Here is a 26,801-nt window from a genome sequence, read left to right as displayed (position 1 = left end):
AGGATCCGGGAAGACCAGCGAATTTCTTTCCGGCCAGCGGGAAGCGGACCGTTCGGGTGCTCCCCCACCGAGGAGCATGGGGCGCATGATCACGACGACAAGGACGGAGGCAGCATGCTGAGCCCCACCGTGCGCAGCGAGGTCGCGGACGAATTGGCGCGCGCCGAACAGAATCGGGTGGCCGTGCCGCCGCTGGTCGACCGGTACCCCGGCATCGACGTGGTCGACGCCTACGAGATCCAGTTGCTCAACATCCAACGCCGACTCCGCGACGGCGCCCAGGTCGTCGGGCACAAAGTCGGGCTCTCGTCCAAGGCGATGCAGCAGATGATGGGCGTCGACGAACCCGACTACGGACACCTACTGGCCGAGATGGAAGTCTTCGAAGACGTCCCCGTCGACACCACCCAATACCTGCTGCCCCGCGTCGAGGTCGAGGTCGGCTTCGTACTCGGCAAAGACCTGCCCGGCGAGGACTGCACCGAAGCCGACGTGCTCGCCGCGACCGTCGCCTACGCACCCGCGATCGAACTGATCGACTCACGCATCACCGACTGGAAGATCGGGTTGGCCGACACCATCTCCGACAACGCCTCCTCGGCCGGATTCGTCCTCGGCAAACAACGCGTCGCCCCCGCCGATATCGACATCACCGCCATCGACGCGACCCTCACCCGCAACGGTGAAGTCGTCGCCGAAGGCCGCAGCGACGCGGTCCTCGGTGATCCGGTGATCGCGGTCGCCTGGCTGGCACGCAAAGTCGCCACCTTCGGAGTGCGACTCAAAGCCGGCGACATCGTGCTACCCGGCTCCTGCACCCGCGCCATCGACGCCCGCCCCGGCGACGACTTCCACGCCGAATTCACCGGACTCGGTTCGGTCCGTTTGCGTTTCGCCTAGTCCGGCACCGCGCTACCTGGCTGCTGCTGAGTCGACGCGGTAATCCAGCACTTCGCCGGTTCGCCGGCCCCAACTTCGAGGAGGCTTACCGTGGCCAACGGGAATGTCACTGCCGCGATCGTCGGATCCGGCAATATCAGCACCGATCTGCTCTACAAACTGTTGAGGTCGGAGTCCATCGAACCCCGATGGATGATCGGGATCGACCCGGCCAGTGAAGGGCTGAAGCGGGCTCGTGGGCTCGGCTTGGAGACCTCGGCCGAGGGTGTCGACTGGTTGCTCGCTCAACCGGAGAAGCCCGACCTCGTTTTCGAAGCGACCTCTGCCTATGTTCATCGTGCCGCCGCACCGCGGTATGCCGAATTGGGAATTCGGGCAGTCGATTTGACTCCGGCTGCGGTCGGCCCGGCGGTTGTTCCACCGGTCAATCTCGCATCGTTGGTCGATGCGCCGAACGTCAATATGATCACCTGTGGTGGGCAGGCGACGATTCCGATCGTGGCGGCTGTCTCGCGAGTCGTTCCGGTCGCCTACGCCGAAATCGTGGCCTCGGTCTCGTCGGTATCGGCCGGACCCGGAACCCGCGCCAATATCGACGAATTCACCAAGACCACCAGCCGTGGTGTCGAAACCATCGGTGGCGCCCAGCGCGGCAAGGCGATCATCATCCTCAACCCTGCCGAACCACCGATGATCATGCGCGACACCATCTTCTGCGCGATCCCCGAAGACGCCGACCACACCGCGATCACCGACTCGATCCACCGCATGGTCGCCGACATCCAGCAGTACGTACCCGGCTACCGGCTTCTGAACGAACCCCAATTCGACGAACCCTCGGTGATTTCCGGAGGCCTGGCGAAAGTATCGGTGTTCGTGGAAGTCGAAGGCGCGGGCGATTTCCTGCCGCCGTACGCCGGCAATCTCGACATCATGACCGCCGCCGCCACCAAGGTCGGCGAAGTCATGGCCGATCAGGTACTCGCCGCCCGCGTGTGAGCGCGCATCCCTCCGCCCCGGCCTCGTTAGGAATTCCCATGCCGTACTCCGCTGATCTCGACATCCGTATCACCGACACCTGCCTGCGCGACGGGTCACACCACAAACGTCACCAATTCACCACCACCGAGGTCCGCGATATCGTCGCCGCCCTCGATGGTGCCGGTGTTCCCGTCATCGAAGTCACCCACGGCGACGGACTCGGCGGTTCCTCGTTCAACTACGGATTCTCCAAGACCCCCGAACAAGAACTCATCAAAGCCGCCGCCGAAATCGCCGAGCAGGCCAAGATCGCCTTCCTCATGCTGCCCGGCGTCGGCGTCAAGGAAGACATCAAGATCTCCCAAGACAACGGTGCCTCCATCTGCCGCATCGCCACGCACTGCACCGAAGCCGACGTCTCGATCCAGCATTTCGGCTACGCCCGCGACCTCGGCCTGGAAACCGTCGGATTTCTCATGATGTCGCACACCCAACCCCCTGAGGCGCTGGCGAAACAAGCCCGCATCATGGCCGATGCCGGCTGCGAATGCGTCTACATCGTCGACTCCGCGGGCGCCCTGGTCCTCGAGCAGGTCTCCGACCGTGTGGCCGCCCTGGTCGCCGAACTCGGCACCGACGCCCGGGTCGGCTTCCACGGCCACGAAAACCTCGACCTCGCCGTCGCCAACAGCATCTACGCCATTCGCGCGGGCGCCACCCAGATCGATGGCAGCGCACGCCGCTTCGGTGCGGGGGCGGGCAATACCCCCGTCGAAGCCCTTGTCGGCGTCTGCGACAAACTCGGGATCAAAACCGGCATCGACTTCTTCGCCGTCGCCGACGCCGCCGAAGATGTCGTGCGTCCGGCCATGCCGCAGGAATGCCTCCTGGACCGCCAATCTCTCATGATGGGCTACGCGGGCGTCTACTCCAGCTTCCTCAAACACGCAGAACGTCAAGCCGAACGCTACAACGTCTCCGCCGCCGAAATGCTCGTCCGTGCGGGCGAACGCAAACTCGTCGGCGGGCAGGAAGACCAGCTCATCGACATCGCCCTCGAACTCCAACGTCAAGCTACGGCCTAGCCGCACACGATCAGAGCCCGACGGCACTCGAGGGGAGATAGTCCGCGCCGCCGACATACACCGTTCTCCCGTCGGCATCGTCGGACTCGGCCGCAGTCACGATCGCTCGCGCGAAATCCTCGACAGTCGGCAACGGGCCCGCCGCACGGCGTGACGCGACACTGCTCGCGTCACGCCGTTCCAGCAGTCGGACGATGATCGTCCCGTCGATCATGTCGCCGGACACCACAGTGAAACCAACTCCCCGCGAGCGGAATTCGGGAATCAACGCGCGCAGGGCATCCTCACCCGCTCGCTTGCTCTGCGCGATCGGTGCGTAACCCGCAGGCACATCGGACTTCTCGTGAATGAAGTGCGCCTGGTGGCTGGTGACGAACACGATGCGTCCACCCGACGGCATCAAAGGCAGCATCGCCTTCGCGAGATTCACCTGCGCGTCCCGATTGAGGCGCAGCGCGTAGCCGGGGTCCGCGTCACGCTCGAGACCGCCGGAAGCGTTGAGCACCAACACATCCAGCCGACCCTGTGTCCGGTGGATATCGGCCGCCATGGCAGCGACATCATCAGGCTCCGACACATCCGCGCCGATCGCTGAGGCGCTCCCACCCGCCATCACGATCTGGGCGACGACAGTCTCGGCCCGCTTGCGTTTCTCCCGGAAGTTCACGAGCACGTGCGCACCCTTCGCGCCGAACTGCCTCGCCGTCTCCGCACCGATCCCACGCGAAGCCCCGGTCACCAGCACCACCCGCCGCGCCGTCGATTCCACCATCGTGCTCCTCCCGCCCGCATGCTTCTGATTCAGAAGCAACTATCGTGCTTCTGAATCAGAAGTGCAAACCGGCGGACGATCCCGACGCCCGCTAAAAACCATGCTGCCCCAGGCGATTCGACCTATACGGCGACGGTGATCACGATTTTCGCCCTGGCATGTTCGGACTCCATGTAATCGATGGCTGCGGGAGTCTCGGCCAGGGGATAGATCCGGTCGATGGCCGGGTGAACATGGCCCGACTCGATCAGCTCACGGAGTTCAGTCAGCGACTCCGGGCTCTGTTGAGCCAGCGGGCCGCGGATCGACGGCTTCACGAACGGCCGAGCCAGTTGGCCGAGTGCGAGCAAGCCGACCGGACCGAACACGCTGCCCCCGTCGAAATTGCCGCCACCGGACAGAACGAGGGTGCCGGTGGGTTCGACCAGGCGAAGGAGGTCGCGTAGGCCCCGTGTGCCCGCCAGGTCGAGAACGGTGTCGTAGCGGCCGGTTACGGTCTCGCGGGTGTAGTCGAAGACGTGTGCGGCGCCGAGTGACCGTGCCGCCTCGACATTGCGGGTACTGCACACCCCGGTGACCTCGGCACCCCTGGCCCGGGCGATCTGGACCGCGAACGTGCCGACCCCTCCGGAGGCACCGATGATCAACACTCGGTTCCCGGCGGCGATGTGACGCAGGCAGGTCAGGGCGGTGTTGGCGGCCAGCGGTACGGCCGCGGCCTCCTCGAAGCTCAGATTCTTCGGCTTTCGGTCGAGGAGAGCGCGCGGGACCGCGAGGTACTCCGCGAACGCGCCGCTGACCGCCTCCCCGAACACGTCGTCGCCCACCGCCACATCGGTGACCCCGTCGCCCACCGCCTCGACCGTCCCCGCGAAGTCCCCGCCCGGCACCGGATTCGCCGGGCCCTTGCGGCGGAACACCGACCGATCCATCCACCGCGCGATCTTCGGATCTCCCCGCATCACATGCCAATCCCGCGCGTTCACCGACGCCGCACGAACCCGAACCAGCACCTCCCCCGCCCCCGCTTCCGGGCGGCCGACGTCGGCCACCGCCAACATCGCCGACGACCCGTAAATCCGCTGCACGATTGCTTTCACCTCGACAACGCTAGGCGTCACGACCACCCACACACATCGGGGAACGCCCCGAGGTATTCCGGATTCAGAACCCCGTCCCAGCGCCTGCGTGCTTCTGATACAGAAGCGGCTAGCGTGCTTCCGAATGAGAAGCGCACACGGCGGTGACGAGAACGCCGAACCCTCCGCGAAGATCGTGGCCGCGATCGACCTGCTCGGCCAGCGGTGGATGCTGCGCGTGATCTGGGAACTCGAACCCGGCCCCCTCGGCTTCCTCGACCTGCGTCGCCGGATGGGCAATTGCTCGTCGAGCATGCTCTCCGATCGCCTCCAGCAACTGCAGTCCGCAGGTCTGACCCGCAAGAACGGCCCGCGTGGCGCCTACGAACTCACCACCGAGGGTGCCCTCCTGGCCGAGTCCCTCCAACAGGTCTGGGACTGGGCAGAGGAATGGACACCCACGGGCGACGGCAATGGCCGAATCCCCTGGCGCCCCACCCGCTAGGACATGGTCGATCACACGTCCAGGATCGTGGCCATGGCGAGATTCCAGATGGGCGACAACGTCACATCCCCGCACGCCCGGGGACGGATCAGCGCGGTCAGGGGCACTTTCTTGGCGGCTCGGTGAGCGAGCACTTACCATCAAGGGCATGGTTCGTCTCCCGCTCAGTCCAGCCCAGGTCGAAGCCGGGCGTCGGCTGGGTCGGCGGCTGCGGACAGCTCGGGGCGATCGGGAACTCAACGAGGTAGCCGGGCGGGCAGGCATCTCTCCTGAAACGCTGCGCAAGATCGAGTCCGGGCGCATGCCCTCCCCCGCATTCGGCACCATCGTCGGCCTCGCCGAAGCACTCTCCATCCCGCTCGCCGAGCTGGCCGAGGTCTACCGCGCCGAGCAGATCGCCGAATCCGCCTGAGCTGTTCCGGTTCGCGCTCGCTGATGGCGAGGCGCTGGAACCCTCGAAATACCGACTACCGGCGATGCATCGATTCTTCGTTGTCGTATCCCAGGGTGACGTCGTGGGTGATCTCGCCGCGGGTGACTGCCACCTGACTCGCCACCGGTGGGTACCCGCGCGCGACGACCGTGTACTCCCCCTCGGGCAGGTCGGGCACGAGGTAGCGGCCTTTGTCGTCGGTGCGGGTGGTGGCAGCCGGGTCGCCGCTGGAATCCAGGACGGTGATCTCGACATCCGCGACCGGGCGGTCGCCGTCGACCCAGGCCGAACCTGTCAGGATCGCCATCGGTTCCAGATCGATATCGCGGTGCAGTGAGCCGGTTTCGGGCACGGTCAGGGCGACGGCCGTGGGGCGCATGTGGTCGGCCACCGCGACCAGGGTGTAGGTGCCGCTGACGACATCACGGCAGACGTAGGTACCGTCCTCGCCGGTGATCGCCGCCCCGACCACCTCCCCCTCGGGATCGGTCAGGGTCACCGTCGCACCCCACAGTGGTTCTCCGCGCCGCGCCGAACGCACCACGCCGGTGAGCTCACCCGCCCCGGTGAGCATCAGGTCGACGTGCTGGGCCCGCTCCCCGATCGACACGCTCACCGCCTCGGGTTGATGCCCAGCGGCGGCCGCGATGAGGACATAGTTGCCCGGTCGTGGTGCCTCGATCATGTAGGCGCCGTCGGCGTCGCCGTTGCCGCGTGCCACCTGGTGACCATGCTGATCGATCAGCGTGAGCGTCGCCGAGGGAACCGGGCGGGCATCGTCACGGCGCAGCAGACCCGCGATCACCCGGCCCGTCGCGCCCGGCCGCAGTTTGCCCGCCATCTCGTGCGCGTCATAGAGGCTCACGTCCCGTAGCTGGGCACCCTCGTCGGCCTCGTCGGGAACCGGATCCTCTTGCAGCGGAATCTCTTTCATGAACACCAGGACCAGGCAGGCGACGATCGCCAGATCGGCGGCCAGCAGGAACACGGTGTGCATCGAGTCGGTGAAACCCTCGAGGATCGGGATCCGCAGGTGGTCGGGCAGGGCGGCGATGCCGCTGGTGTCGCTCTGCAATGCCTCGAGCCGGGCGGCGTCGAAACCGGGCGGGAGGGTTCCGCCGAACGCGCCCAGGATGGAACCGGGCAGGCGATCGAACAGCACGGTGAGGAAGACCGCGACGCCGAGGGTGCCGCCGAGTTGCCGGAAGAACGTGGCCGCCGCCGTCGACACACCCATCTCGGTGCGCCCGACCGCGTTCTGCGCGGCGATCACCAGTGTCTGCATGCAGCCACCGAGCCCGAAACCCATGATCGCGCTGTAGGCAAGCGGCTGCCACAGCGGACCGTCGTAGGTGATGCGGGCGAACAATCCGCAGCCGATGGCCAGGATCAGTGCGCCGAGCACGGGCAGCACCTTGTAGCGCCCGCTGGCCTTGGTGATCAGGCCCGACAGCTGGGCGCCGACCATGATGCCCAGCACCAGTGGCAGCATCAGCAGCCCCGCCTCGGTGGGCGAGAAACCGCGCACCACCTGCAGGTATTGCGGAACCATTGTGATGGCCCCGAACATGGCGACACCGATGAGGAATCCGCCGAGAATGGCGACGCTGAAGGTGGAGCTGCGGAACAACCGCAGCGGGATCAGCGCGGCGTCCTTCATCAGGAACTCGACGATCACGAACACCAGCAGCCCGCCCGCGCAGATGCCGTAGCAGAGCAGCGATTTCGGGGACGTCCAGCCCCACAGCCTGCCCTGCTCGGCGACGATCAGCAGCGGCACCACCCCGACGACCAGCGCCAACGCGCCGAACCAGTCGATCCGGCTGTGCTGCCGGGTATGGCCGACGTTGAGCACCCGCCACACCACCAGGAAAGCGAGCAGACCCACCGGCACGTTCACCAGGAACACCCAGCGCCAGCCCTCGATACCACCGAGGCTCTCGTAATCGGACAGGAACCCGCCGACCACCGGGCCGAGTACCGTCGCGATGCCGAAGACCATGAGGAAATAACCCTGGTAGCGGACCCGTTCGCGGGCGGGCACGATGTCACCGACGATGGTGAATGCCAACGACATCAGCCCGCCGGCACCGAGCCCCTGGAACGCGCGGCACCCGGCCAGTTGGTACATGGTCTGGGCGAAGCAGCAGGCCGCCGAACCGACGACGAACAGCGCGATCGCCACCAGATAGAACGGTTTACGCCCGTAGATGTCGGCGAGTTTGCCGTAGAGGGGCGTGGTGACGGTCGCGGTGATGAGGTATGCCGTTGTCGCCCAGGCCTGTTCGTCGAAGCCGTCGAGACTGTTCGCGATCCGCACGATCGCGACGCTGACGATGTTCTGATCGAGTGCGGCCAGGAAGACCCCGAGTAGCAGGCCGGACAGAATGGTGAGTGTCTGGCGATGCGTGAGGCGTGGTTCGGCGACGACGGTATCGGTCATGGAAAAGCCCTGGTTCTGATCGGCTGGCTGGTGGGTGTCGATCATTCGGCCCACACAAGGGCCGACAACCCCGCTGCGAGGAAAACTTTGCGCCGCGGGTGGAACTCTTCATGCGCTGGTGGCCAGAGCTTACCCACGTCGGATTCGCGGCCGTCACCGAGGGATCAAGTTACCGTTCATTTCGCGCCGAAACGGTAGGCGCCGGCAATCAGCTCCGCCAGTCGTGGATCGTGAACTTCGTCGAGAGAATGCACCACTACCAGGTGATTCCAGCGCGCACGGCCCACCTGTGTCACCCGGTAGACCGGTGCGTGCGCCATTTCCCGGTCGAGCGCGAGCATGATCTGCACGGTGCCTTCGGGATTCTTTCCGGTGACGTTGTAGAGCCACACCCACGCGAACTTCCGCGCGACGGCGAAAACGATCTGCGAGGCCACCGACACCTCGACCGGACCATTGCTCGCGATCAATTCGCGCAGTACTCCGAAGATCTCACGCGAATGCGGTTTGCCCGAAAAGTACGCCTCGACCGATTCGCTCATCGCGGTACGGCCGGGGTCGCGGTGGTGAGCCGGTCGGCGAGGGTGGACAGGATCTCCGAACAGCCCGCCGGAATGCGCACAGCGGCCAGGTCGTCGGCGCGGGTTGCGCCGCGGTTCACGATCACCACCGGCACACCGTTTTTCGCGGCGCGGCGGACGAATCGCAGACCGGACATCACGGTCAGTGACGATCCCGCCACCAGCAGCGCCTCGGCGTCGTCGACCAGCGCGAAGGCCGCCGCCACCCGCTCGGCGGGGACGGTTTCGCCGAAGTAGACGATGTCGGGCTTGAGCATGCCGCCGCACCGGGCGCAGTCGAGCATCCGGAAGCGGTCGGTGTCGGTGACGACCGCGTCCGCGTCGGGCGCGACCTCGATACCGCCGCCGTGCGAAACCTCGTCGGCGAAACCGGGATTGGCCGCCTCCAATTGCTCGGCCAGCGTCATGCGGGAGATCACCGCCGCGCAGCGCAGGCAGCACACGCGGGCGTACGTGCCGTGCAGGTCGATGACCCGGCGAGCGCCTGCTTTCGTGTGCAGCAGGTCGACGTTCTGGGTGATCACAGCCGATACCACGCCCGCGTGTTCCAGCCGGGCCAGCGCGCGGTGGCCCGGATTCGGGCGGGCGGCGTCCATCCGCCGCCAGCCGATGTGGTTGCGGGCCCAGTACCGCTGCCGGAAGGCGGCGTCGCCGACGAACTGCTGATAGGTCATCGGATTGCGGGGTGGTGAGTCGGGGCCGCGGTAGTCGGGGATGCCGCTGTCGGTGCTCAAACCGGCCCCGGACACCACTACGACGCGGCGTCCGGCCAGCAGCTCGGCCGCACGCTCCACCAGGTCCCGGGTGGGCTCGCCCATGAAGTCATGGTACGAGTGGGCGGGCGCGGGGCGGCACGCCGGTGGAGTTGCGTGGCGAGCGGGTGCGGCGACATGATGACTCATCTGCCCGGCGATGTCAGAGGAAACTGGTGTCCGACAACGACGAACACGGCCGAAGCGCGCTCAACGGCGCGGTCGACGGGACCATTGTCGCCGTCCGCCGCATGTTCTATGTCCTCGGCGACGAGGTCGACCGCTCCGAGGGCCCGATCGAGTTCACCTTCCACAACGGTGCCACCCTGTTGCTCGATTCCGGGGTGGACGGCTCGGAACTGCGGATCCGGTCGGCGCCGTGGCGTGACCCGTTCGAACCGCTAGTCGACCCGGTCAATATCGAATACGTCGCCGAATCGGGCAAATACACCGCATTCGATGTCACCGACGAGGAACCTTACAGCGCCTTCACCGGCCGCCGCGTCGACGCCGTCTCGGTCGTACCCCTGCCCGACGGCCGCCCTCGCGCCGCGACCCTGTACCTCGGTGAGGCCGTGGTGAAAGCGGAAACGGTGGCCGACGAGGTGATCGTCACCCTGGTGCCCGCATGACGGGCTTCGCCCACCGCATGCGCCGATTGTTCGGCACCGGCACGGATTCCGCGCCGACCGTGTTCGAGACGACGCCGTTGCGGCCGGAGTTCGCCGGCGAGCACCTGCCGGGGAACCGGGTATGGGACGGCACACACGTCGCCTATCTCGACGAGCGAGCGCGCCTGCGGTTCCGGCTCCACGCCCGCGACGGGCTGCTCCACACCGCCGACGGCGCCCTGTTCGACACCACCGCGGCCAGTACCCTGTGGTCGCCGGAGGGCGGCCGGGCGATCTTCGTCATGGACGTCGCGGGCACGCTGTACTCCTCGCCCCAGCATCTGCTCGGCCGGTTCCACCATTCCAGCTTCCTGGCCGGTGGCCCGGTGGCGGCCGCCGGGGAGATCGTGGCGCGGGCGGGCCGGGTGCTGTTGGTGTCGGATCACAGCACCCACTACCGACCCCCGCGGCGCTTCACCCGGCAGGTTCCGCTCGCCTTGCGTGCCCAGGGCATCGAAGCCGGCGACCTGCCCCTCGAAATGCGTTCGCAGGAACCGTGATCGGCGGGCTCAGTGCCCCGACGCCAGTTCCGCCATCACCGTGTCGGTGAGCTTGTCGATGACGGCACCGCGGATCTGGTGGCTCTCGTTGGCCAGTGCCGTGGTGGTGCACATCCCGAACGCTCCGTCGGCGTCGTAGAGCACGGCCGCGCCCGCTGCGATCCCGTCGTCGCTGAGGTGACCTTCCGCCTCGATGCCCATCTCGACGCCGACCGGCATGCGCGAGAACGTGATCGACACATCGGTATTGATGAAACCGATGCCGTCGGTGCCCCAGTTGGTGACCAGACTGGTCTGCTCGCCCGTCATCGCGGCGTAGCAGAACGGGGAGGACTCCTCACCGGCGACGACCGGGATGTTGCGCACCCACTTGCGTTTACGGGTGTCGTTCTGGTGCTCGGTCATCCGGATCGACCAGCCGTCGGCATGGCCGTCGCTGCCGAACAGGTGCAGGCCCTCCTCGATCGCCGCGCGCGCGTCCGGCGGCGGCAGCGGCCGCTCCCGCTCGGGCCGCCACACCGCACCGGGCGGCTGCGCCGAGCGTTTCAGCAGCAACGCGCTGCCCCTGGCCACCACCGCGTCGTCCGAGCGCAGGCTGACGGCGATCGCGCGCACGCGTTTGCCGTCACGCACCAGCTCGCTCTCGACGGTCACGGGCACCGCGGGCACCGCGCGGTGCAGGTCGACGGTGAACCGGGCGGGCACGAACTCCTCGGTGCAGTACCGCGCCTCCACCTCCCGCGCCATCAACCCGCACACCGGCGGCCCCGACAGCGTCCTGGGACCCCACAGGCTCAGCGAGAACCTGGTCGGCTCGAACACCGCGCCCGTGCGGGTGAAGTACGCCGGTGAGGTGGTCATGGCGACCCTTTCCGGCCAGGGTGTTTCCCGGGCTCACCCGCCAAGATTAGAACGCGTTGCAGTTTTACGGCAACCCACTCGCGTTCGCCGTCGATCACGAGACCTGGGTGAGTTCCCCGACCCGAGTTCAGGGTCGGCACCGGATGTCTCCGATACGACGCCGGCCTAACGTCGACAGCACACCCACGAGGAGAACACCATGCGAAAACTCACTGTCGCACTCACGGCCGCGACCGTCTACGCCGTGCTGGCGACCCTGGTGGTGTGCACCACGATCGCCGAAACGATCTTCCTGTACCCGAACTACTTCCACGACATTCCGGCATCGCTGGAGGTGAGCGAGGCATTCACCGCCGTGGTCTCGGTCGGCGATGTGATGCGCCCGCTGGGGATGTTCCTGACCCTGAGCGCTGTGCTCGCCGTGGCTGCCGGTGTGTGGTCGGGGCGCGCCCGCGGCTGGCTGCTCGCGTCGCTGGTGCCGTTCGTCTCGGGGATGTTCCTGCTGTCGATGCTGTACCTGTGGCCGCGCTGGCCGATCCTGTTCGAGGATCGCGCCATGTACACGGTCGACGAATTGCACCGCACGGTCGCCGAGATCGAGATCGCGCATGCTGTGCGCATCGCCTGCGGCCTGCTCACCGCGGTCTTGGCCGTCATCGCGGCACTGCGGATCTACCGCGACCGGGTTCTGCTGCAGGCCGCGCAGGCGGACTACTCCAGTTCGCCCTCGGTCTCGAGGTAGATCTGGCGCAGCTTGTCCAGGGTTTCCGGTTCGGGGTGCTCCCAGAGCTTGCGCTCGGCCGCCTCCAGTAGTCGTTCGGCGATGCCGTGCAGCGCCCACGGGTTGGACTGCTCCATGAACTTGCGGTTCACATCGTCGAAAACGTAGCTCTCGGAGAGCTTTTCGTACATCCAGTCGGCGACGACATTGGTTGTGGCGTCGTAACCGAACAGGTAGTCGACCGTCGCGGCCATCTCGAAGGCACCCTTGTACCCGTGGCGGCGCATCGCCTCGAGCCAGCGCGGATTCACCACGCGCGCACGGAACACGCGGGTGGTTTCCTCCGAGAGCGTGCGGGTGCGCACCGCGTCGGGGCGGGTGGAGTCGCCGATGTAGGCCTCGGGGTTCTTCCCCGTGAGCGCGCGGACCGTGGCGACCATGCCGCCGTGGTACTGGAAGTAGTCGTCGGAGTCGGCGATGTCGTGCTCGCGGGTGTCGGTGTTCTTGGCCGCCACCGCGATTCGCTTGTAGGCGGTGCGCATGTCGTCGGCGGCGGGGGCACCGTCGAGGTCGCGGCCGTAGGCGTAGCCGCCCCAGGTGGTGTACACCTGCGCGAGGTCGTCGTCGGTGCGCCAGCTCTTGGAATCGATGAGCTGCAGCAGGCCCGCGCCGTAGGTGCCCGGCTTGGAACCGAAGATGCGGGTGGTGGCGCGGCGGGCGTCGCCGTGCTCGGCCAGGTCCGCGTCGGCGTGGGCGCGAACGTAGTTCGCCTCGGCCGGTTCGTCGAGGGCGGCGACGAGGCGGACGGCGTCGTCGAGCAGGGCGAGCACATGTGGGAAGGCGTCGCGGAAGAAGCCGGAGATGCGCACCGTGACGTCGATGCGCGGGCGACCGAGTTCGTCCAGGGAGATCACCTCGAGGGAGGTGACGCGGCGGCTCGCCTCGTCCCACACCGGCCGCACGCCGAGCAGCGCGAAGACCTCGGCGATGTCGTCGCCGGAGGTGCGCATGGCCGAGGTGCCCCACACCGACAGCCCGACCGACTTCGGGTACTCGCCGTGATCGGCCAGGTAGCGGGCGAGCAGAGACTCGGCCATGGCCTGACCCGTCTCCCACGCCAGTCGCGACGGGACGGCCTTCGGATCGACGGAGTAGAAATTGCGGCCGGTCGGCAACACGTTGATGAGACCGCGCAGGGGTGAACCACTCGGTCCCGCGGGGATGAAACCACCGTTGAGGGCGTGCAGGACCCGGGCGATCTCGATGCCGGTCTCGCGCAGGCGCGGCACGACCTCGGTCGCGGCGAACCGCAACACGGTCTTCACCGCCGCAAGACGCCCGCTCACCGCGACACCGCCCGCCGACTCGGGCGCGGACGAATCCTCCACTCCCCCAGCGAGAATCGCGGTGGCGTAGTCGTCGACCAGCGCGTCCACGGCATCCACGGACCAGTCCGTCGCTTGCAAGGCTGCGAGCAGCTCACGGGCGCGGGCTTCCACTACATCCACGCGGGTGCGGGCTTCGTCACCGGCTTCGCTGAGCCCCAGCGCTTCTCGCAGACCGGGCACGTTCTGCTCGCCGCCCCACAGCTGGCGGGCGCGCAGCATGGCCAGCACCAGGTCGAGTTCCATCTCGCCCTCGGGCGCCTGGCCGAGGATGTGCAGGCCGTCGCGGATCTGCACGTCCTTGATCTCGCAGAGCCAGCCGTCGACGTGCAGGAGCATGTCGTCGAAGACGTCCTCGTCGGGGCGTTCGGCCAGGCCGAGGTCGTGGTCCATCTTGGCCGCGCGCATCAGGGTCCAGATCTGCTGGCGGATGGCGGGCAGTTTGGCCGGGTCGAGGGCGGAGATGTTGGCGTGTTCGTCGAGCAGTTGTTCCAGGCGCGAGATGTCGCCGTAGGTTTCGGCGCGGGCCATGGGCGGGATGAGGTGGTCGACGAGGGTGGCGTGGGCGCGGCGCTTGGCCTGGGTGCCCTCACCGGGGTCGTTCACCAGGAACGGGTAGATCAGTGGCAGATCACCCAGGGCGGCGTCGGTGCCACAGGACGCGGACATGCCGAGGGTCTTGCCCGGCAACCATTCCAGGTTGCCGTGCTTGCCGAGGTGCACCATCGCGTCGGCACCGAAACCGTCGGCCGACGACAGCCACCGGTAGGCCGCCAGGTAGTGGTGGCTCGGGGGCAGATCGGGGTCGTGATAGATGGCCACGGGGTTCTCGCCGAAGCCACGAGGCGGCTGCACCATCAGTACTACATTGCCGAAACGCAGTGCGGCGATGACGATCTCGCCCTTCGGGTCGGCCGACCGGTCCACATACAGTTCGCCGGGCGGCGGGCCCCATGCCTCGACCACGGCTTCGCGCAGGTCGGCGGGCAGCGACTCGAACCAGCGGGTGTAGACGGTGGCGCCGATCCGGATCGGATTGCCCTCGAGCTGTTCGGCGCTGAGCCAGTCCGGATCCTGGCCGCCCGCCGCGATCAAGGCGTGGATCAGGGCGTCGCCGTCGCCCTCGGCTAGGCCGGGAATCTCGTCGATGTCACCGAGGTCGTAACCGGCCGAACGCATTTCGGTGAGCAACCGGATAGCGCTCGCCGGGGTGTCGAGGCCGACGGCGTTGCCGATGCGGGCGTGCTTGGTCGGGTAGGCCGACAGCATGAGCGCGATCCGCTTGTCGCCGTTGGGAATATGACGCAGGCGCGCGTGACGCACCGCGATCCCGGCGACGCGGGCGGCGCGTTCGGGATCGGGGACATAGGTGGACAGACCGTCCTCGTCGAACTCCTTGAACGAGAACGGCACCGTGATGATGCGCCCGTCGAACTCCGGGACTGCCACCTGGGTGGCGACATCGAGTGGGGACAGGCCGTCGTCGTTGGCCTCCCACTGGGCGCGCGGGCTGGTCAGGCACAGTCCCTGCAGGATCGGCACGTCGAGGGCGGCCAGCGCGGCCACGTCCCAGGCCTCGTCGTCACCACCGGCCGACGCGGTGGCGGGCTTGCTGCCGCCCGCGGCGAGCACGGTGACCACCAGTGCGTCGGCCCGGCCGAGGAGGGTGAGCAGTTCCGGTTCGGCGGTCCGCAGCGACGCCGCGTAGACGGGCAGGGCGCGGGCGCCCTTGGCTTCGATGGCGGTGCACAGGGCATCCACGTAGCCGGTGTTGCCCGCCAGGTGCTGGGCGCGGTAGTAGACGACGGCGACCGTGGGGGCGTGCGGTTCGAGGATGCGCGCCGAGCGTTCGAGCTCACCCCACGTGGGCAGCTGGACCGGCGGCTCGAACCCGTGACCGGTGAGCAACACCGTGTCGGACAGGAAGTTGTAGAGCTGACGCAGGTTGTCGGCACCACCCGCGGCGAGATAGTTGTGGGCGTCGGCGGCGACACCGACCGGCACGGTGGAGCATTCCATCAGTTCCGCGTCGGGTGCGATCTCGCCGCCGAGGGCGACCATCGGAATACCGCTGGCCCGCACCGCGTCCAGGCCCTCTTCCCAGGCACGTTTGCCGCCGAGGATGCGCACGATCACCAGGTCGACGCCGTCGAGCAGCTGCCCGAGATCCTCGACCAGCAGCCGGGCGGGGTTGCCCCACCGGTACTCGGCGCCGCTCGCGCGGGCGCTCAGCAGGTCGGTGTCGGAGGTGGACAGCAGCAGGATCACAGGGTGAGACCTTCCTCGGGTTGACGCGCCCATCGGGTTGCGGTGCTCGCCGGAGAGGGTCTGGCTGTTCACAGTGGCGCGACCGCACCGGATTTCCACCGGTTTCCTCGACGCCCGCCGAGCAAGTCGATGGTACTGGCCCGGACGCGCCCGCAACTTTCCAGCCCGCGTCCGGGGGTCGCTCAGGCGGCTTCGGCGCGGTCGGCGAGTTTGAGCCAGACCACGCCCGCGATCACCACGGCGAGCCAGAACGCTTTGAGCGGGGTGAGCGTTTCCTCGAAGAACACCGGTCCGAGCAGAGCGGCGCCGACCGCCCCGATACCCGCCCAGACGGCGTAGCCGATCCCCACGTCGATCGTTTTCAGCGCGACGCTGAGGGCGAAGAGGGTGAGGAGGAAGAAGACGATCGCCACCAGCGACCAGGTGAGCACGGTGAAACCGTGGCTGCCGCCGACGGCGAGGGCATATCCGACTTCGAAGGCGCCTGCGAGCAGCAGGACGAGCCAGGCGGTGGCGGGAGTGCGGTTGATCATTGTTCGGCCTTTCGGTGAGAAATGGATGCGGACGAGGTTGCTCAGGCGCCACTGCTGAGCTGCAGGCCGACGACACCGCCGATGACGATCACGATGCCGATCGCCTTTCGCCAGTCGACTCGTTGGCCGAAGAGCACCGCTCCGAGGACAACGATCCCGACGCCGGCCAGGGAGGTCCAGATCGCGTATCCGGCGCCGATGTCGAAGGTGAGCAGCGCCAGGCTCAGGAAGTAGGTCGCGATTGCGCCGCTGGCCAGCGTGGCGACGGTCCATCGAATGTCGGTGAAACCCTTCGCTTTTCCGGCCGCCAGGGCGACGGCGATCTCGAAGACGACGGCGATGGCGAGGTAGAGCCAGTTCACGATATTGCCCTTCTATGGTTGTACATACATATATATGCCGAGCGGAAGACCCTCCCGGCATGCCGGGTCAGGTCAGGAGCGTTCGCGTCCCGCTCGACGCGCGAGCAGCGCATCGAACATCGGCGACAGCTCTTCGGCGTCGTCGAGCAGGCGTTCCAGCTGGAGCTGGAAGGGTTCGCGCGCGTCCCTGACGAGCGCCTCCCCCTCCTCGGTGATCACGGCGTACACACCGCGTCCGTCCTCCGAACACAAGTCCCGCCGCGTGAACCCTCTTGCCTCGAGCCGCCCCAGCAATCGGGTCACCGAACTCTGATTCAATCCGATCCGATGGGCCAGCTCGCTGACCCGGATCTCCTTGTCCGGTGCGGCGGCGAGCTGCCGGAGCGCGTGGTACTCGGTGAGCCCGATGCCGTGGTGCAGCGTGAGCCATTTACCGAGGCCCGAGTCGACGGTCGCGACGAGAGCGGAAGCACGAAACCAGTCGTCGACCGGGTCGGCTCCCCGTTCCGTAAGTCCATGCTTGTGCATGCACTTAACTTAGCAGTGAACCTGCCGGGCCACAACCCGGCAGGTCGAGCGGTCAAGGGGCCGGTTCGCAGGGCATGGCGAGGGTGCGGAGGTCGCCGTCGTCGGCGGAGCGGATGTGGGCGGGGAGGTCGGGGGCCGACAGGTCGAGCATGATGTCGGGACCGATCGCGCCCGCGATCGCCGGGTAGAGGGTGGTTACGGCGAAGTGGATGGTCATCGCGGGGCCGGAGACACTTGCACGCAGCTCGGTATGTGGGGTCGGCTGCGGCGTGCTGTGCTGGGTCGACGCGTCCCGGCTCGGTACCGAGATCGTGACCGTGTCCGGGGAACCGAATCGCAGAGTCACGATCGGAGAGTCCGCGCGTTCCAGTGTTTCCAGGAGGTGCGCGCGGTCGAGGACAGCTCTGGTCGGGGTCGAGGGCAGGGCTGCCAGCATGCGGCGGTAGTCGGGGAATTCCTCGGGCGAGCGGCGGCAGCGCTGGCTCGCCCCTGAATCCTCGGTGGCAGTGCGGAATTCGATGGAATCGGGCGTGGGACGCAAGACCACGCTGTGTCGACGGCGCAGCCAGGAGGCGGTGGCACGCAGTTCGGCGGCATCGATGGTCGCGGACCACTCCGCCGTCACCGAGGACATCGGGCGCAGGGTTCGCGAGGCCAACCGGTAGCGGTCGGTGGCGGTGAGGATCAGTTCGTCGGGCCGGGCTTCGAACAGGATGGTGTCGAGCACGGGCAGGGCCGGATCGGTGAGGGTCGCCGTGGAGACCTGGTCGATGGCTGCCGCGAGCGCCGGTCCGCCGATGCGCACGGCCTGATCGGGTTCGGTTCCGGGCGCCGCACCGTGGCCGCTTCGGTCCGGCAACGATCGGGGGTCCGCGCCGAGCGCGCGGTGAGCGGCAGCGGCTGCCGCGTCGAACTCCCTGCGGCGGCAGTGCATTTCGGCGAGGTGCGCGTCGAGGAGGTCGGCGGCCCTGGCGGGGTCGGATTCGGCGAGCACCGCCGCGACCGTCGGCAACGGCATGTCGACGGCGCGCAGGTGACGGATCAGGCAGGCGGGGCCGGCCTGGTCGGGGGTGTAGTAGCGGTAGCCGGTGTCCTCGTCCACCAGGGCGGGAACGAGGACTCCGGCGTCGGCGTAGAAGCGCAGGGCGCTGGCGTTCAGACCGCAGGTGCGGGCGAACGCTCCGATGGTGATCAGTTCGGTGTCAGGCACCGGCTCATGATCGGGGTTGCAGCGACTCGAAGGTCAAGACGAACCGTTGCGCGTGCCCGCGGCGACCATCTCGGGCGAACCCGTGCCCAGGTGGCGGTAGACGTTGGCGATGACCAACTGGCCGAGGGCGTTGTTGCCGTAGCCGCCGATCACCGCGCCGATCCCTGCGGGGATGAGGGTGCCGAACAGCAGCAGCCCGCGTTTGACCAGGTAGTTGACGATGAACCGTTTGGCAGGCCCGTCGGGCATGCTCGACAGACCCGGGATGTGGTCGGTGACGACACCGAGCCACTGCCCCTTCGTATGACCTGCCGTCTGTTCGAGGACCTTCGTGCCCGACTCGCCGAGCACTACCTTCGACACCAAACGCTGCTGGCGCGGATCCTCGGGCGCGATGCCGTACGCCGCGGCGGCGCCCACCGAGAACACCGAGGACGCCTCCACGAAGACCGCGGTGTCCACACCGGTGGCAGCCAGGCCGATCAAGGTGCCGATGCCGGGTACGGCGGCGGTGAGCCCCACCGTCACGCCGCTGGCGGTGACGACAACGAGGTACTGGCGCGACAGCCGCTGCACGAGTTCCACCGGTGAATCGTCGGGGTGCCTGCTGCCCAGCCAGTCGACATAACGCTGCACCACGGGTGCTTGCGCATGGGCGACCTTGTCGAGCGCGGGAACTACACGCTTGTCCACGAATTCACGCAGCATGCGGTTGACCTCTCCTGTCGGCACTGCTCCGGCGGCGATCCGCCACTCACACTAGGCGGATACCGTTTCCTTCCGGTGCGCAAACACGAGCACGTCGCGAGGGAGCACCGATGAGTTCGGCGGCGATGTCCCGTCTCTTCCTCTGAAACAGCAGCTCACCGGAGAAGGATGTCGCCCATGTCGAACAACTCGCAGAGCACCGGCCGCAGAGTCGTGGCGGAGGTCACCGTGTCGCTGGACGGATACAGCGGCACCGGTCCCGACGACGACATGAGCTGGTGCATGGACTACATCACCAGCCCGCAGACCGAGATCTACTACGAGGGGATCTGGCGCGGCGCCGACACCGTCGTCCTCGGGCGAACCAATTGGGAAGGCTTCACGGCGGTGTGGCCGGGCATCACCGCGGACCCTGGCAGTTCCGCCCGCACCCGTGACCTCGGTGCCTGGCTCGCGACCGTCGAGAAGGTCGTCTTCACCAAGACCCTCGAACAGTCCGACCTGGACAAGGCCGAGTGGAGCAACGCCCGAATCGGTCGCGATCCGGAAGCGGACGTGCGTGCGCTCAAAGTCGCGCCGGGCCGCGACATCCTGATCACCAACAGCGCAAGCATCATTCAGTGCCTGCTGCGCGCCGACCTCGTCGACGACCTCTACCTCACCATCGTTCCGACGACGCTCGGCGGCGGCCTGCGCCTGCTGCCCGACGACTACGCGTCGACCTGGCGCCTCGCCACCGCGTCCACCTTTCCCGACTCCGGTGCCGTGTCCGTGCACTACGTCCGGCCCTGACGCCGGATCGGTCGCGGAGGGCACCGGCGCTGGTCGTAGGCTGGGGAATCATGACCAGGAGCGCTCCCGATTCTTGCCCAGGGGTTCTGCGGCTGCACGAGGCCGCGGACGGACCGTTGGCGCGGATCCGTGTTCCCGGCGGACGCCTGGAATCCGGACAGGTACAGGTGCTCGCGGAGGCAGCGCACGACCTCGGGAACGGCGATCTGGAGCTGACCTCGCGGGGCAATGTGCAGTTGCGTCAGGTGCGTGACGCGGGCGAACTGGCGGCCCGGCTGGCGACGGCGGGGCTGCTGCCGAGCCGGACGCACGAGCGGGTGCGCAATATCGTGGCCTCACCGATGTCGGGGCGGGTGGGTGGATTCGCCGACGTGCACGGGCTGGCCACCGATCTCGATTTCGGTTTGCAGGCCGATGCGCGGTTGGCCGACCTGCCGGGCCGGGTCCTGTTCACCCTCGACGACGGACGCGGTGACGTGAGCACGCTGCGCGGCGATATCGGGATCCAGGCCGTCGGCGACGAATTCGCGCTGCTGCTCGCCGGCGCCGACACCGGCATCCGCGTCACACCCGACGAGGCCGTCACCGTGATGCTCGACGCCGCCCGCGGATTCCTCGACCTGCGTGCGGAATCCGGGCAGTGGCGGTTGCACGAGATCCCCGGCGGTGTCGAGAAGGTCACCGAGACCCTGGACCGCTCCCCCGCCGGTGCGCGTCTGGAACTCGGTGCGACACATGACATTCCGATCGGCTGGCTCGAACAGGTCAACGGCCTGATCGCCCTCGGCGCGGGTGTTCCGCTCGGCACACTGCCCGCGCGGGTCGCCGAATTCCTGGCCGCCGTCGAACGCCCCGTGTTCCTCACGCCGTGGCGCAGTGTGGTGCTACCCGACCTGGAGGAGGGCCCCGCGGAAACGGTGGTGCGGGTGCTGGCGCCGATGGGCTTGATCTTCGACGCCGGCTCCCCTTGGTTACAGGTGAGCGCCTGCGCGGGCCGCCCCGGCTGCGCCAAGTCCCACACCGACGTCCGCGCCGACCTCACCGAAGCCATCGAAACCGGGCGCGTGCTCGGCGACGAACCATCCGACCCGACCGAGGGGCGTCCCGCGACAGTCGAGCCTGGCCGCGATGCCGAGCGCACCCTTCCCGCCGACGCGGCGGACCGTGCCGAGTCCGGCCTCGATGCCGCCGACGTGGTGGCGACCGGCCGTCAACACTGGTCCGGCTGCGAACGCCGCTGTGGCCGCCCGACCGGACCTGTCACCGATGTCGTCGCAACCGAAGGCGGGTACCGGATCAACAGACCGGACTAGGTCAGGTCGGCGTTGCCCTCGATCACCTTCAGGAGGTAGTGGAACTTGCTGATCCGCCAGCCTGCGGCGGTGCGGCGGGCGGCCAGGGCGTAGCTGCCGATGAAGGTGCGGGTCTTGCCGTTGGTTGCGGAGTTGTTCACGTGGACGGCGATGGAGTCGGCGTGTGCGGTGGCCTCGTCGCCGTGGATGTCGATGAGGTGGTTGCCCGACTGGTGGTGGACGGCGTCGAGGGAGTCCAGGCCCGCCTTCCAGTCGGCGGCGATGTCTTCGGCCGACCGGATCGAGACACCGCCGCCGAAGCCGCCGTCGAAGTCGACCTCGTCGGTGAAGACCTCGGTGACCAGACCGTCCCAGCGCTTCTGGTCGCAGTACACGAACATCCGGGTGATCGTCTCGGTGATCGCCAGAGTGTCTGCGAGAGTGTTCGATTCGGTCATGCAGGCGAGCTTAGAACGCCGTCCGCGCAGGTGCATCCCGCGCGAAAACCGCTCGACTCCGTGATCGGGACGGCCCTACGCTGACCTCCTCGAAACGAGGGGGTTCCCATGTCCACACTGCGAGTGACGGCCGAGCGGCTCGTCGTCGTCCCACACCCGAACGCCGACCGGCTGGAGCTGGCCCAGGTCGGGCTGTACCGGGCCGTCGTCGCCAAGGGACAGTTCGTCACCGGCGACCACGCCGTCTACATCCCGGAACAGGCGATCGTTCCGGACCCGCTGATCGTCGAGCTGGGTCTCACCGGCAAATTGGCCGGGGCGCAACGCAATCGGGTGAAGGCGGTGCGGTTGCGCGGTGAAGTGTCCCAGGGCATCGTCTGCACGCCGAGCGCGCTGTCGGGCACGGATCTCGCGGCGGCGGCCGAGGCGCGCACCGACTTCGCCGCCGAGCTCGGCGTGACCAAATGGGCGCCGCCGGTACCGGTTTCGATGTCGGGACAAGTGGAACCCGCACCGGACCTGCTGCGCTGGATCGATGTGGAGAACATCAAGCGGTTTCCCGATATCTTCACCGAGGGCGAGCCGGTGGTGGCGACGGAGAAGATCCACGGCACCGCTTTTCTGCTCACCCATCTGCGTGCCGAGGATCGGGTCCTTGTGTCGTCCAAGGGCATTGGTGGACGGTCGCAGGCACTGATCCGCACCGAGGGCAACCTGTACTGGCGGGCGGTGCACAGCCATCGGCTCGACGAGGCCGCCCGCAGGCTCGCCCATGCCCTCGACGCCGACCGGGTCGGACTCTTCGGTGAGGTGTTCGGGTCCGGGGTGCAGGACCTGCACTACGGTGCGTCGGCCGCGCAGGACGACACACTCGGTTTCGCCCTGTTCGACCTCGCGGTCGAGCAGACGGGGGCGCCGGTGCGCTGGCTCGACCACCACGAGATCGGCTCGCTGCTCGGCGAACTCGGCCTCGAGATACCGCGCGTACCGGTCCTGTACGAAGGCCCCTACGACGCGGAGATGTTGCTGAAGCTGGCCGAGGGCACCGAGACCGTCAGCGGGACGGGCGGCAATATCCGCGAGGGGCTGGTGGTTCGTGCCGCGAGCGAGCGGTACTCGCCCGTGCTCGGCGGCCGCGCCATCGGCAAGATCGTCTCCGACGCGTACCTGCTGCGCGACGGCGGCACCGAGTTCGAATGACCGGGTCGGCCGGGGAACCCAGCCTCCCCGGCCGGCTCAGGGTCGGGGTTCGCGGGGTGTGTGCAGTTCGAGGACGCAGCACTTCACGCCGCCACCACCTTTGCGCAGCTCGGACATGTCGACCGGGACCGGTTCGAAACCCCGCTCGCGCAGGGCGGCGATCAGACCGGTCGCTCCCGGGTCGAGGAAGACGTGGCGGCCGTCGCTCACCCCGTTGAGGCCGAAGGACAGGGCATCGGCCTCGGTGGCCAGGATCGCATCCGGGTAATGGACGGCCAGGGCCTCGCGGGCCTGCGGGCTGAAGGCCCCTGGGTAATAGGCGATGGTGGTCTCGTCGAGGCACATCAGCGCGGTGTCGAGGTGATAGAAGCGCGGATCGATCAGCTCGAGCGACAGCACGGGCAGGCCGAAGAACCGTTCGGCCTCGGCGTGGGCGGGCGCCGTGCAGCGGAATCCCGTGCCTGCCAGGATCCGGTCGCCCGCGAACGCGAAATCGCCCTCCCCCTCGTTGGTTTCGGCCGCCACCGCCAGCTCGCGTAGCTCCCGCGCCGCGAACCACCGGTGAAACGCCGGGCCCTCCGGTTGCCGCTCGGGATGGGCGAAGCGGGCCGACAACGCGCGACCGCCGATCACGATCGCGCTGTTGGCGGCGAACACCATGTCGGGCAGGCCCGGCTCACCCGGCACGGTCTCCACCGAATGCCCGTGCTGTTCGAGCAGTGCGCGCAGGATCTCCCACTGCGACAGCGCCCGCGCGCGGTCCACCGGCGCTGCCGGATCCATCCACGGATTGATCGCGTAGGTGACCTCGAAGTGGTCGGGTCGGCACATCACGAAGCGGCGCGGGGTGGCCACCCGCGCCGGAGTCGAGGAGGGAAGGGGAAGAACGGCGGTCATCAGGACTCCCGGTGGCTGCGCGGCGCGAATCGACGTCTCGACGGTAAATGTCGTCACGTTGCGCGGGGAACACCGATCCATTGCGCGTATCGATGGGAAAATGGTGATCCATTGCGTGAGAGGATCCTCATGGACGACATCGACCGCCGCATTCTCGCCGCCCTGCTGAAGAACGCACGTGCCACCTTCGGCGAGATCGGCTCGATCGTCGGATTGTCGGCGCCCGCGGTGAAGCGGCGGGTGGACAAGATGGTGGCGGGTGGGCAGATCACCGGATTCACCGCCCTGGTCAATCCGGTCGCCCTCGGCTGGACCACCGAGGCCTACGTGGAGGTGTACTACCGCGACAACATCTCCCCCGCCGAACTGCGCCGGACACTGGAACCGATCCCGCAGGTCGTCGGAGTGTGCACCATCGCGGGCGAAGCCGACGCGCTGGTGCACGTGATGGCCACCGACATGGCCGAGATCGAGGTGACCGTGGAGCGGATCAGGGAGAACGCGCGCGTCGGGCGCACCAGGAGTTCGCTGGTGATGTCGCGCATCCTCGAGCGCCCGCGCACCTGAGCCGACCGCGCCGAACACCACGTCGCGGCCAGGTTCTAGGGTTGTGCGCATGTCCGACGTGCGCACCAGCTACCTCACCGACGGGGCCGAGATCTATCGGCGCTCGTTCGCGACCATCCGCGCCGAAGCCGACCTCGCCGGTTTCCCCGCCGATGTCGAGCGCGTGGTGGTGCGGATGATCCACGGGTGCGGACAGGTCGACCTGGCGGGCGACATCGCCTACACCCCCGGTGTGGTCACGGCCGCGCGCGCCGCGTTGCGGGCGGGCAAACCGATCATCTGCGACGCCAATATGGTCGCCTCGGGCGTCACCCGTAAGCGGCTGCCCGCCGACAACCCGGTGCTGTGCAACCTCACCGACCCCCGGGTGCCCGAGCTGGCCGCGAGCATGGGCAACACCCGTTCGGTCGCCGCGCTCGAGCTGCTGCGCGCCGAACTCGACGGCGCGGTGGTCGCCATCGGCAACGCCCCGACCGCGCTGTTCCACCTGCTCGACATGCTCGACGCAGGCGCGCCGCGACCCGCCGCGATCATCGGCATCCCCGTCGGTTTCATCGGGGCGGCCGAATCCAAGCAGGCGCTGATCGACTTCGGCGGCGTCGAATATCTCACCGTGCGTGGCAGGCGGGGCGGCAGCGCCATCACCGCGTCGGCGCTGAACGCGATTGCGAGCGAACAGGAATGAGCGGCACACTCTGGGGCATCGGCCTCGGCCCCGGCGACCCCGAACTGGTGACGGTGAAAGCGGCCCGGCTCATCGGCGCGGCCGACGTGGTGGCCTTCCACAGCGCCAGGCACGGGCGAAGCATCTCCCGAGGTATCGCCGAGCCGTACATGCGGCCGGGCCAGATCGAAGAGCACCTCGTCTACCCCGTGACCACCGAGACCACCGACCACCCCGGCGGGTACCAGGGCGCGATCGACGAGTTCTACGAGCAGGCCGCCGCCCGGCTGGCCGCCCACCTCGCCGCCGGACGCGATGTCGCCCTGCTCGCGGCCGGTGACCCGCTGTTCTACTCCTCGTACATGCACATGCACCGCCGCCTGGCCGACCGGTTCCACGCCGAGATCGTCCCCGGCATCACCTCGGTGAGCGCGGCCTCGGCGGCGCTCGGCACACCCCTGGTAGAAGGCGAGCAGGTGCTCACGGTGCTGCCCGGCACCATGCCCGTCGACGAACTCACCGAGCGGCTGCGCGAGACCGACGCCGCCGCGATCATGAAGCTGGGACGCACCTTCCCCGGTGTGCGCCGGGCGCTCGCCGACGCCGGTCGGCTCGACGACGCCTACTACGTCGAACGCGCGAGCAGCACCCGCCAGCGGGTACTCGCGGCCGCCGATGTCGACGAGGCCGATGTGCCCTACTTCTCGATCACGCTGGTTCCCGGACCCACCCCGACCACCGGGGTCGCGGCCCTCGTCGGCGGACAGCACCGCGGGGCACCGACGAACACGTCGGAGCCGACGACCAGCAATGCTGCGGACGGTGAATCGGCAGGTGCCGCAGGCGAAGTCGTGGTCGTCGGCCTCGGTCCCGGCGCTGCGGACTGGACCACCCCGGAGGTCACTGCCGCCTTGGACGAGGCGACCGATCTCGTCGGCTACACCACCTACATCAACCGTGTCCCCGAGCGGGTCGGCCAGCGCAGGCACGCCAGCGACAACAAGGTCGAGTCGGAGCGCGCCGCGATGGCACTCGATCTGGCCAAGCGTGGTGCGCGGGTCGCCGTGGTGTCCTCCGGTGATCCGGGGGTGTTCGCGATGGCCTCGGCGGTGCTCGAGGTATCGGCCGAACCGCAGTTCAAGGATGTGCGGGTGCGGGTGTTGCCGGGGCTGACGGCGGCCAACGCGGTGGCGAGCCGGGTGGGCGCGCCGCTGGGCCACGACTACGCGATGATCTCGCTCTCCGATCGGCTCAAGCCGTGGGAGGTTGTGGCGCAACGCCTTTCGGCCGTCGCGGCGGCCGATATGGCGATCGCGATCTACAACCCTGCCTCCACGCAGCGACGTTGGCAGGTGGGCGCGATGCGCGACATCCTGCTGACCCATCGTGACCCGGAGACGCCGGTGGTGCTCGGTCGCGATGTCGGTGGCCCGACGGAATCGGTGCGGGTGGTGACCCTCGCCGACCTGAACCCCGACGAGGTCGACATGCGCACGCTGCTCATCATCGGCGCCTCCACCACGACGGCCTTCGACACGCCCGAGGGGACCCGCGTTTTCACGGCGCGCCGCTACGAGAACGCCTAGACCCACGACACGCCGCGACACGGGCAACCTTGGCGCGACCCCCACACTGGCCTAACATTCCACATAG

The 26,801-nt window shown here is 68.0% G+C and carries 28 protein-coding genes; 14 read left to right on the top strand and 14 right to left on the bottom strand.

Annotation, left to right across the window (positions count from 1 at the left end):
• The first annotated feature begins 114 nt into the window (after positions 1–114).
• The 3 genes from AB0F86_RS04730 to dmpG all read left to right on the top strand — a co-directional run bounded on the left by AB0F86_RS04730 (position 115) and on the right by dmpG (position 2,966).
• Entirely contained in the window at positions 115–900 is a 786-nt protein-coding gene (locus tag AB0F86_RS04730; RefSeq protein WP_356982020.1) for a 2-keto-4-pentenoate hydratase, read from the top strand.
• A gap of 90 nt (positions 901–990) precedes the next feature.
• On the top strand, positions 991–1,899 hold the full coding sequence (locus tag AB0F86_RS04725) for an acetaldehyde dehydrogenase (acetylating) (protein ID WP_356982019.1): 909 nt from the start codon (positions 991–993) through the stop codon (positions 1,897–1,899).
• A gap of 38 nt (positions 1,900–1,937) precedes the next feature.
• Positions 1,938–2,966: a 4-hydroxy-2-oxovalerate aldolase gene (gene dmpG / locus AB0F86_RS04720; protein WP_356982018.1), complete on the top strand. Its 1,029-nt coding sequence runs from the start codon at positions 1,938–1,940 to the stop codon at positions 2,964–2,966.
• Positions 2,967–2,976: 10 nt separating this feature from the next.
• Here dmpG and AB0F86_RS04715 read toward each other — a convergent pair whose 3' ends face one another.
• Together AB0F86_RS04715 and AB0F86_RS04710 are read right to left on the bottom strand one after the other, a co-directional pair.
• Positions 2,977–3,738: an SDR family oxidoreductase gene (locus tag AB0F86_RS04715; protein ID WP_356982017.1), complete on the bottom strand. Its 762-nt coding sequence runs from the start codon at positions 3,736–3,738 to the stop codon at positions 2,977–2,979.
• A 122-nt stretch (positions 3,739–3,860) separates the two neighbouring features.
• Positions 3,861–4,838 (bottom strand): NAD(P)-dependent alcohol dehydrogenase, encoded by a 978-nt coding sequence (locus tag AB0F86_RS04710; RefSeq protein WP_356982016.1) that lies wholly within the window; start codon positions 4,836–4,838, stop codon positions 3,861–3,863.
• Positions 4,839–4,962: 124 nt separating this feature from the next.
• On the opposite strand from AB0F86_RS04710, the gene AB0F86_RS04705 reads away from it, so the two are divergent.
• Positions 4,963–5,322, top strand: a complete 360-nt coding sequence (locus AB0F86_RS04705) for a helix-turn-helix domain-containing protein (RefSeq protein WP_356982015.1) — start codon at positions 4,963–4,965, stop codon at positions 5,320–5,322.
• A gap of 148 nt (positions 5,323–5,470) precedes the next feature.
• On the top strand, positions 5,471–5,734 hold the full coding sequence (locus tag AB0F86_RS04700; protein ID WP_356982013.1) for a helix-turn-helix transcriptional regulator: 264 nt from the start codon (positions 5,471–5,473) through the stop codon (positions 5,732–5,734).
• A gap of 55 nt (positions 5,735–5,789) precedes the next feature.
• On the opposite strand, the gene AB0F86_RS04695 is transcribed toward AB0F86_RS04700, so the two are convergent.
• The 3 genes from AB0F86_RS04695 to AB0F86_RS04685 all read right to left on the bottom strand — a co-directional run bounded on the left by AB0F86_RS04695 (position 5,790) and on the right by AB0F86_RS04685 (position 9,597).
• Positions 5,790–8,198: an MFS transporter gene (locus tag AB0F86_RS04695; RefSeq protein ID WP_356982011.1), complete on the bottom strand. Its 2,409-nt coding sequence runs from the start codon at positions 8,196–8,198 to the stop codon at positions 5,790–5,792.
• A gap of 176 nt (positions 8,199–8,374) precedes the next feature.
• Positions 8,375–8,740, bottom strand: a complete 366-nt coding sequence (locus tag AB0F86_RS04690) for a DUF5655 domain-containing protein (RefSeq protein ID WP_356982010.1) — start codon at positions 8,738–8,740, stop codon at positions 8,375–8,377.
• Positions 8,737–9,597 (bottom strand): NAD-dependent protein deacetylase, encoded by an 861-nt coding sequence (locus AB0F86_RS04685; protein ID WP_356982008.1) that lies wholly within the window; start codon positions 9,595–9,597, stop codon positions 8,737–8,739. The genes AB0F86_RS04690 and AB0F86_RS04685 overlap by 4 nt, the downstream gene beginning before the upstream one ends.
• A 110-nt stretch (positions 9,598–9,707) precedes the next feature.
• Between AB0F86_RS04685 and AB0F86_RS04680 the strand changes: the two genes are divergently transcribed.
• Both AB0F86_RS04680 and AB0F86_RS04675 read left to right on the top strand, forming a co-directional pair.
• On the top strand, positions 9,708–10,163 hold the full coding sequence (locus AB0F86_RS04680) for a hypothetical protein (protein WP_067492129.1): 456 nt from the start codon (positions 9,708–9,710) through the stop codon (positions 10,161–10,163).
• A complete protein-coding gene (locus AB0F86_RS04675; protein ID WP_356982006.1) occupies positions 10,160–10,702 on the top strand; it encodes a hypothetical protein in 543 nt (180 codons plus the stop codon). The genes AB0F86_RS04680 and AB0F86_RS04675 overlap by 4 nt, the downstream gene beginning before the upstream one ends.
• Before the next feature lie 9 nt (positions 10,703–10,711).
• Here AB0F86_RS04675 and AB0F86_RS04670 read toward each other — a convergent pair whose 3' ends face one another.
• Positions 10,712–11,563 carry an acyl-CoA thioesterase domain-containing protein gene (locus tag AB0F86_RS04670; RefSeq protein WP_356982004.1) on the bottom strand — a complete coding sequence of 284 codons (852 nt, stop codon included), beginning with the start codon at positions 11,561–11,563 and terminating at the stop codon, positions 10,712–10,714.
• Positions 11,564–11,762: 199 nt separating this feature from the next.
• On the opposite strand from AB0F86_RS04670, the gene AB0F86_RS04665 reads away from it, so the two are divergent.
• A complete protein-coding gene (locus AB0F86_RS04665; RefSeq protein ID WP_356982003.1) occupies positions 11,763–12,305 on the top strand; it encodes a hypothetical protein in 543 nt (180 codons plus the stop codon).
• Here AB0F86_RS04665 and cobN read toward each other — a convergent pair.
• The 6 genes from cobN to AB0F86_RS04635 form a co-directional block, all read right to left on the bottom strand.
• Positions 12,275–15,937 carry a cobaltochelatase subunit CobN gene (cobN, locus tag AB0F86_RS04660; protein ID WP_356982001.1) on the bottom strand — a complete coding sequence of 1,221 codons (3,663 nt, stop codon included), beginning with the start codon at positions 15,935–15,937 and terminating at the stop codon, positions 12,275–12,277. The genes AB0F86_RS04665 and cobN overlap by 31 nt on opposite strands.
• A 182-nt stretch (positions 15,938–16,119) precedes the next feature.
• Positions 16,120–16,470 carry a multidrug efflux SMR transporter gene (locus AB0F86_RS04655; RefSeq protein ID WP_181696398.1) on the bottom strand — a complete coding sequence of 117 codons (351 nt, stop codon included), beginning with the start codon at positions 16,468–16,470 and terminating at the stop codon, positions 16,120–16,122.
• A gap of 41 nt (positions 16,471–16,511) precedes the next feature.
• Positions 16,512–16,832: an SMR family transporter gene (locus tag AB0F86_RS04650; protein WP_181696399.1), complete on the bottom strand. Its 321-nt coding sequence runs from the start codon at positions 16,830–16,832 to the stop codon at positions 16,512–16,514.
• Positions 16,833–16,904: 72 nt separating this feature from the next.
• The gene (locus AB0F86_RS04645; RefSeq protein WP_181696400.1) at positions 16,905–17,360 is read right to left on the bottom strand and encodes a MarR family transcriptional regulator; all 456 of its coding nucleotides are present in this window, start codon (positions 17,358–17,360) and stop codon (positions 16,905–16,907) included.
• Positions 17,361–17,412: 52 nt separating this feature from the next.
• Positions 17,413–18,570 carry a MerR family transcriptional regulator gene (locus tag AB0F86_RS04640; protein WP_356981998.1) on the bottom strand — a complete coding sequence of 386 codons (1,158 nt, stop codon included), beginning with the start codon at positions 18,568–18,570 and terminating at the stop codon, positions 17,413–17,415.
• Positions 18,571–18,603: 33 nt separating this feature from the next.
• Positions 18,604–19,278 carry a hypothetical protein gene (locus tag AB0F86_RS04635; RefSeq protein ID WP_181696496.1) on the bottom strand — a complete coding sequence of 225 codons (675 nt, stop codon included), beginning with the start codon at positions 19,276–19,278 and terminating at the stop codon, positions 18,604–18,606.
• 177 nt (positions 19,279–19,455) lie between these two features.
• On the opposite strand from AB0F86_RS04635, the gene AB0F86_RS04630 reads away from it, so the two are divergent.
• Complete coding sequence (locus AB0F86_RS04630) at positions 19,456–20,070, top strand: dihydrofolate reductase family protein (RefSeq protein ID WP_356981996.1); 615 nt, start codon at positions 19,456–19,458, stop codon at positions 20,068–20,070.
• Between the two features lie 50 nt (positions 20,071–20,120).
• Positions 20,121–21,383 (top strand): precorrin-3B synthase, encoded by a 1,263-nt coding sequence (gene cobG / locus AB0F86_RS04625; protein ID WP_356981995.1) that lies wholly within the window; start codon positions 20,121–20,123, stop codon positions 21,381–21,383.
• Here cobG and AB0F86_RS04620 read toward each other — a convergent pair.
• Complete coding sequence (locus AB0F86_RS04620) at positions 21,380–21,820, bottom strand: nuclear transport factor 2 family protein (RefSeq protein WP_356981993.1); 441 nt, start codon at positions 21,818–21,820, stop codon at positions 21,380–21,382. The genes cobG and AB0F86_RS04620 overlap by 4 nt on opposite strands.
• Before the next feature lie 108 nt (positions 21,821–21,928).
• Between AB0F86_RS04620 and AB0F86_RS04615 the strand changes: the two genes are divergently transcribed.
• The gene (locus AB0F86_RS04615; RefSeq protein ID WP_356981991.1) at positions 21,929–23,020 is read left to right on the top strand and encodes an RNA ligase (ATP); all 1,092 of its coding nucleotides are present in this window, start codon (positions 21,929–21,931) and stop codon (positions 23,018–23,020) included.
• A 36-nt stretch (positions 23,021–23,056) separates the two neighbouring features.
• Here the strand turns inward: AB0F86_RS04615 and ddaH are convergent, their stop codons facing one another.
• Entirely contained in the window at positions 23,057–23,917 is an 861-nt protein-coding gene (gene ddaH / locus AB0F86_RS04610) for a dimethylargininase (protein WP_356981989.1), read from the bottom strand.
• Between the two features lie 129 nt (positions 23,918–24,046).
• Between ddaH and AB0F86_RS04605 the strand changes: the two genes are divergently transcribed.
• Genes AB0F86_RS04605 through cobJ form a run of 3 tightly spaced genes read left to right on the top strand, consistent with a single transcriptional unit; the run spans position 24,047 to position 26,734 of the window.
• Complete coding sequence (locus tag AB0F86_RS04605; RefSeq protein WP_181696407.1) at positions 24,047–24,484, top strand: Lrp/AsnC family transcriptional regulator; 438 nt, start codon at positions 24,047–24,049, stop codon at positions 24,482–24,484.
• A gap of 49 nt (positions 24,485–24,533) precedes the next feature.
• Complete coding sequence (locus AB0F86_RS04600) at positions 24,534–25,169, top strand: precorrin-8X methylmutase (RefSeq protein WP_356981987.1); 636 nt, start codon at positions 24,534–24,536, stop codon at positions 25,167–25,169.
• Positions 25,166–26,734, top strand: coding sequence for a precorrin-3B C(17)-methyltransferase (gene cobJ / locus AB0F86_RS04595; protein ID WP_356981986.1), 1,569 nt, complete (start codon positions 25,166–25,168; stop codon positions 26,732–26,734). Before AB0F86_RS04600 ends, cobJ begins: the two co-directional genes overlap by 4 nt.
• The last annotated feature ends 67 nt before the right edge of the window (positions 26,735–26,801 follow it).

It is taken from the genome of Nocardia sp. NPDC023733 (assembly GCF_040639775.1).
GTDB classification, from domain to species: Bacteria; Actinomycetota; Actinomycetes; order Mycobacteriales; family Mycobacteriaceae; genus Nocardia; species Nocardia rosealba.
Note: the sequence above shows the minus strand (reverse complement) of the source record. Positions and strands in the feature narration are given on the sequence as shown.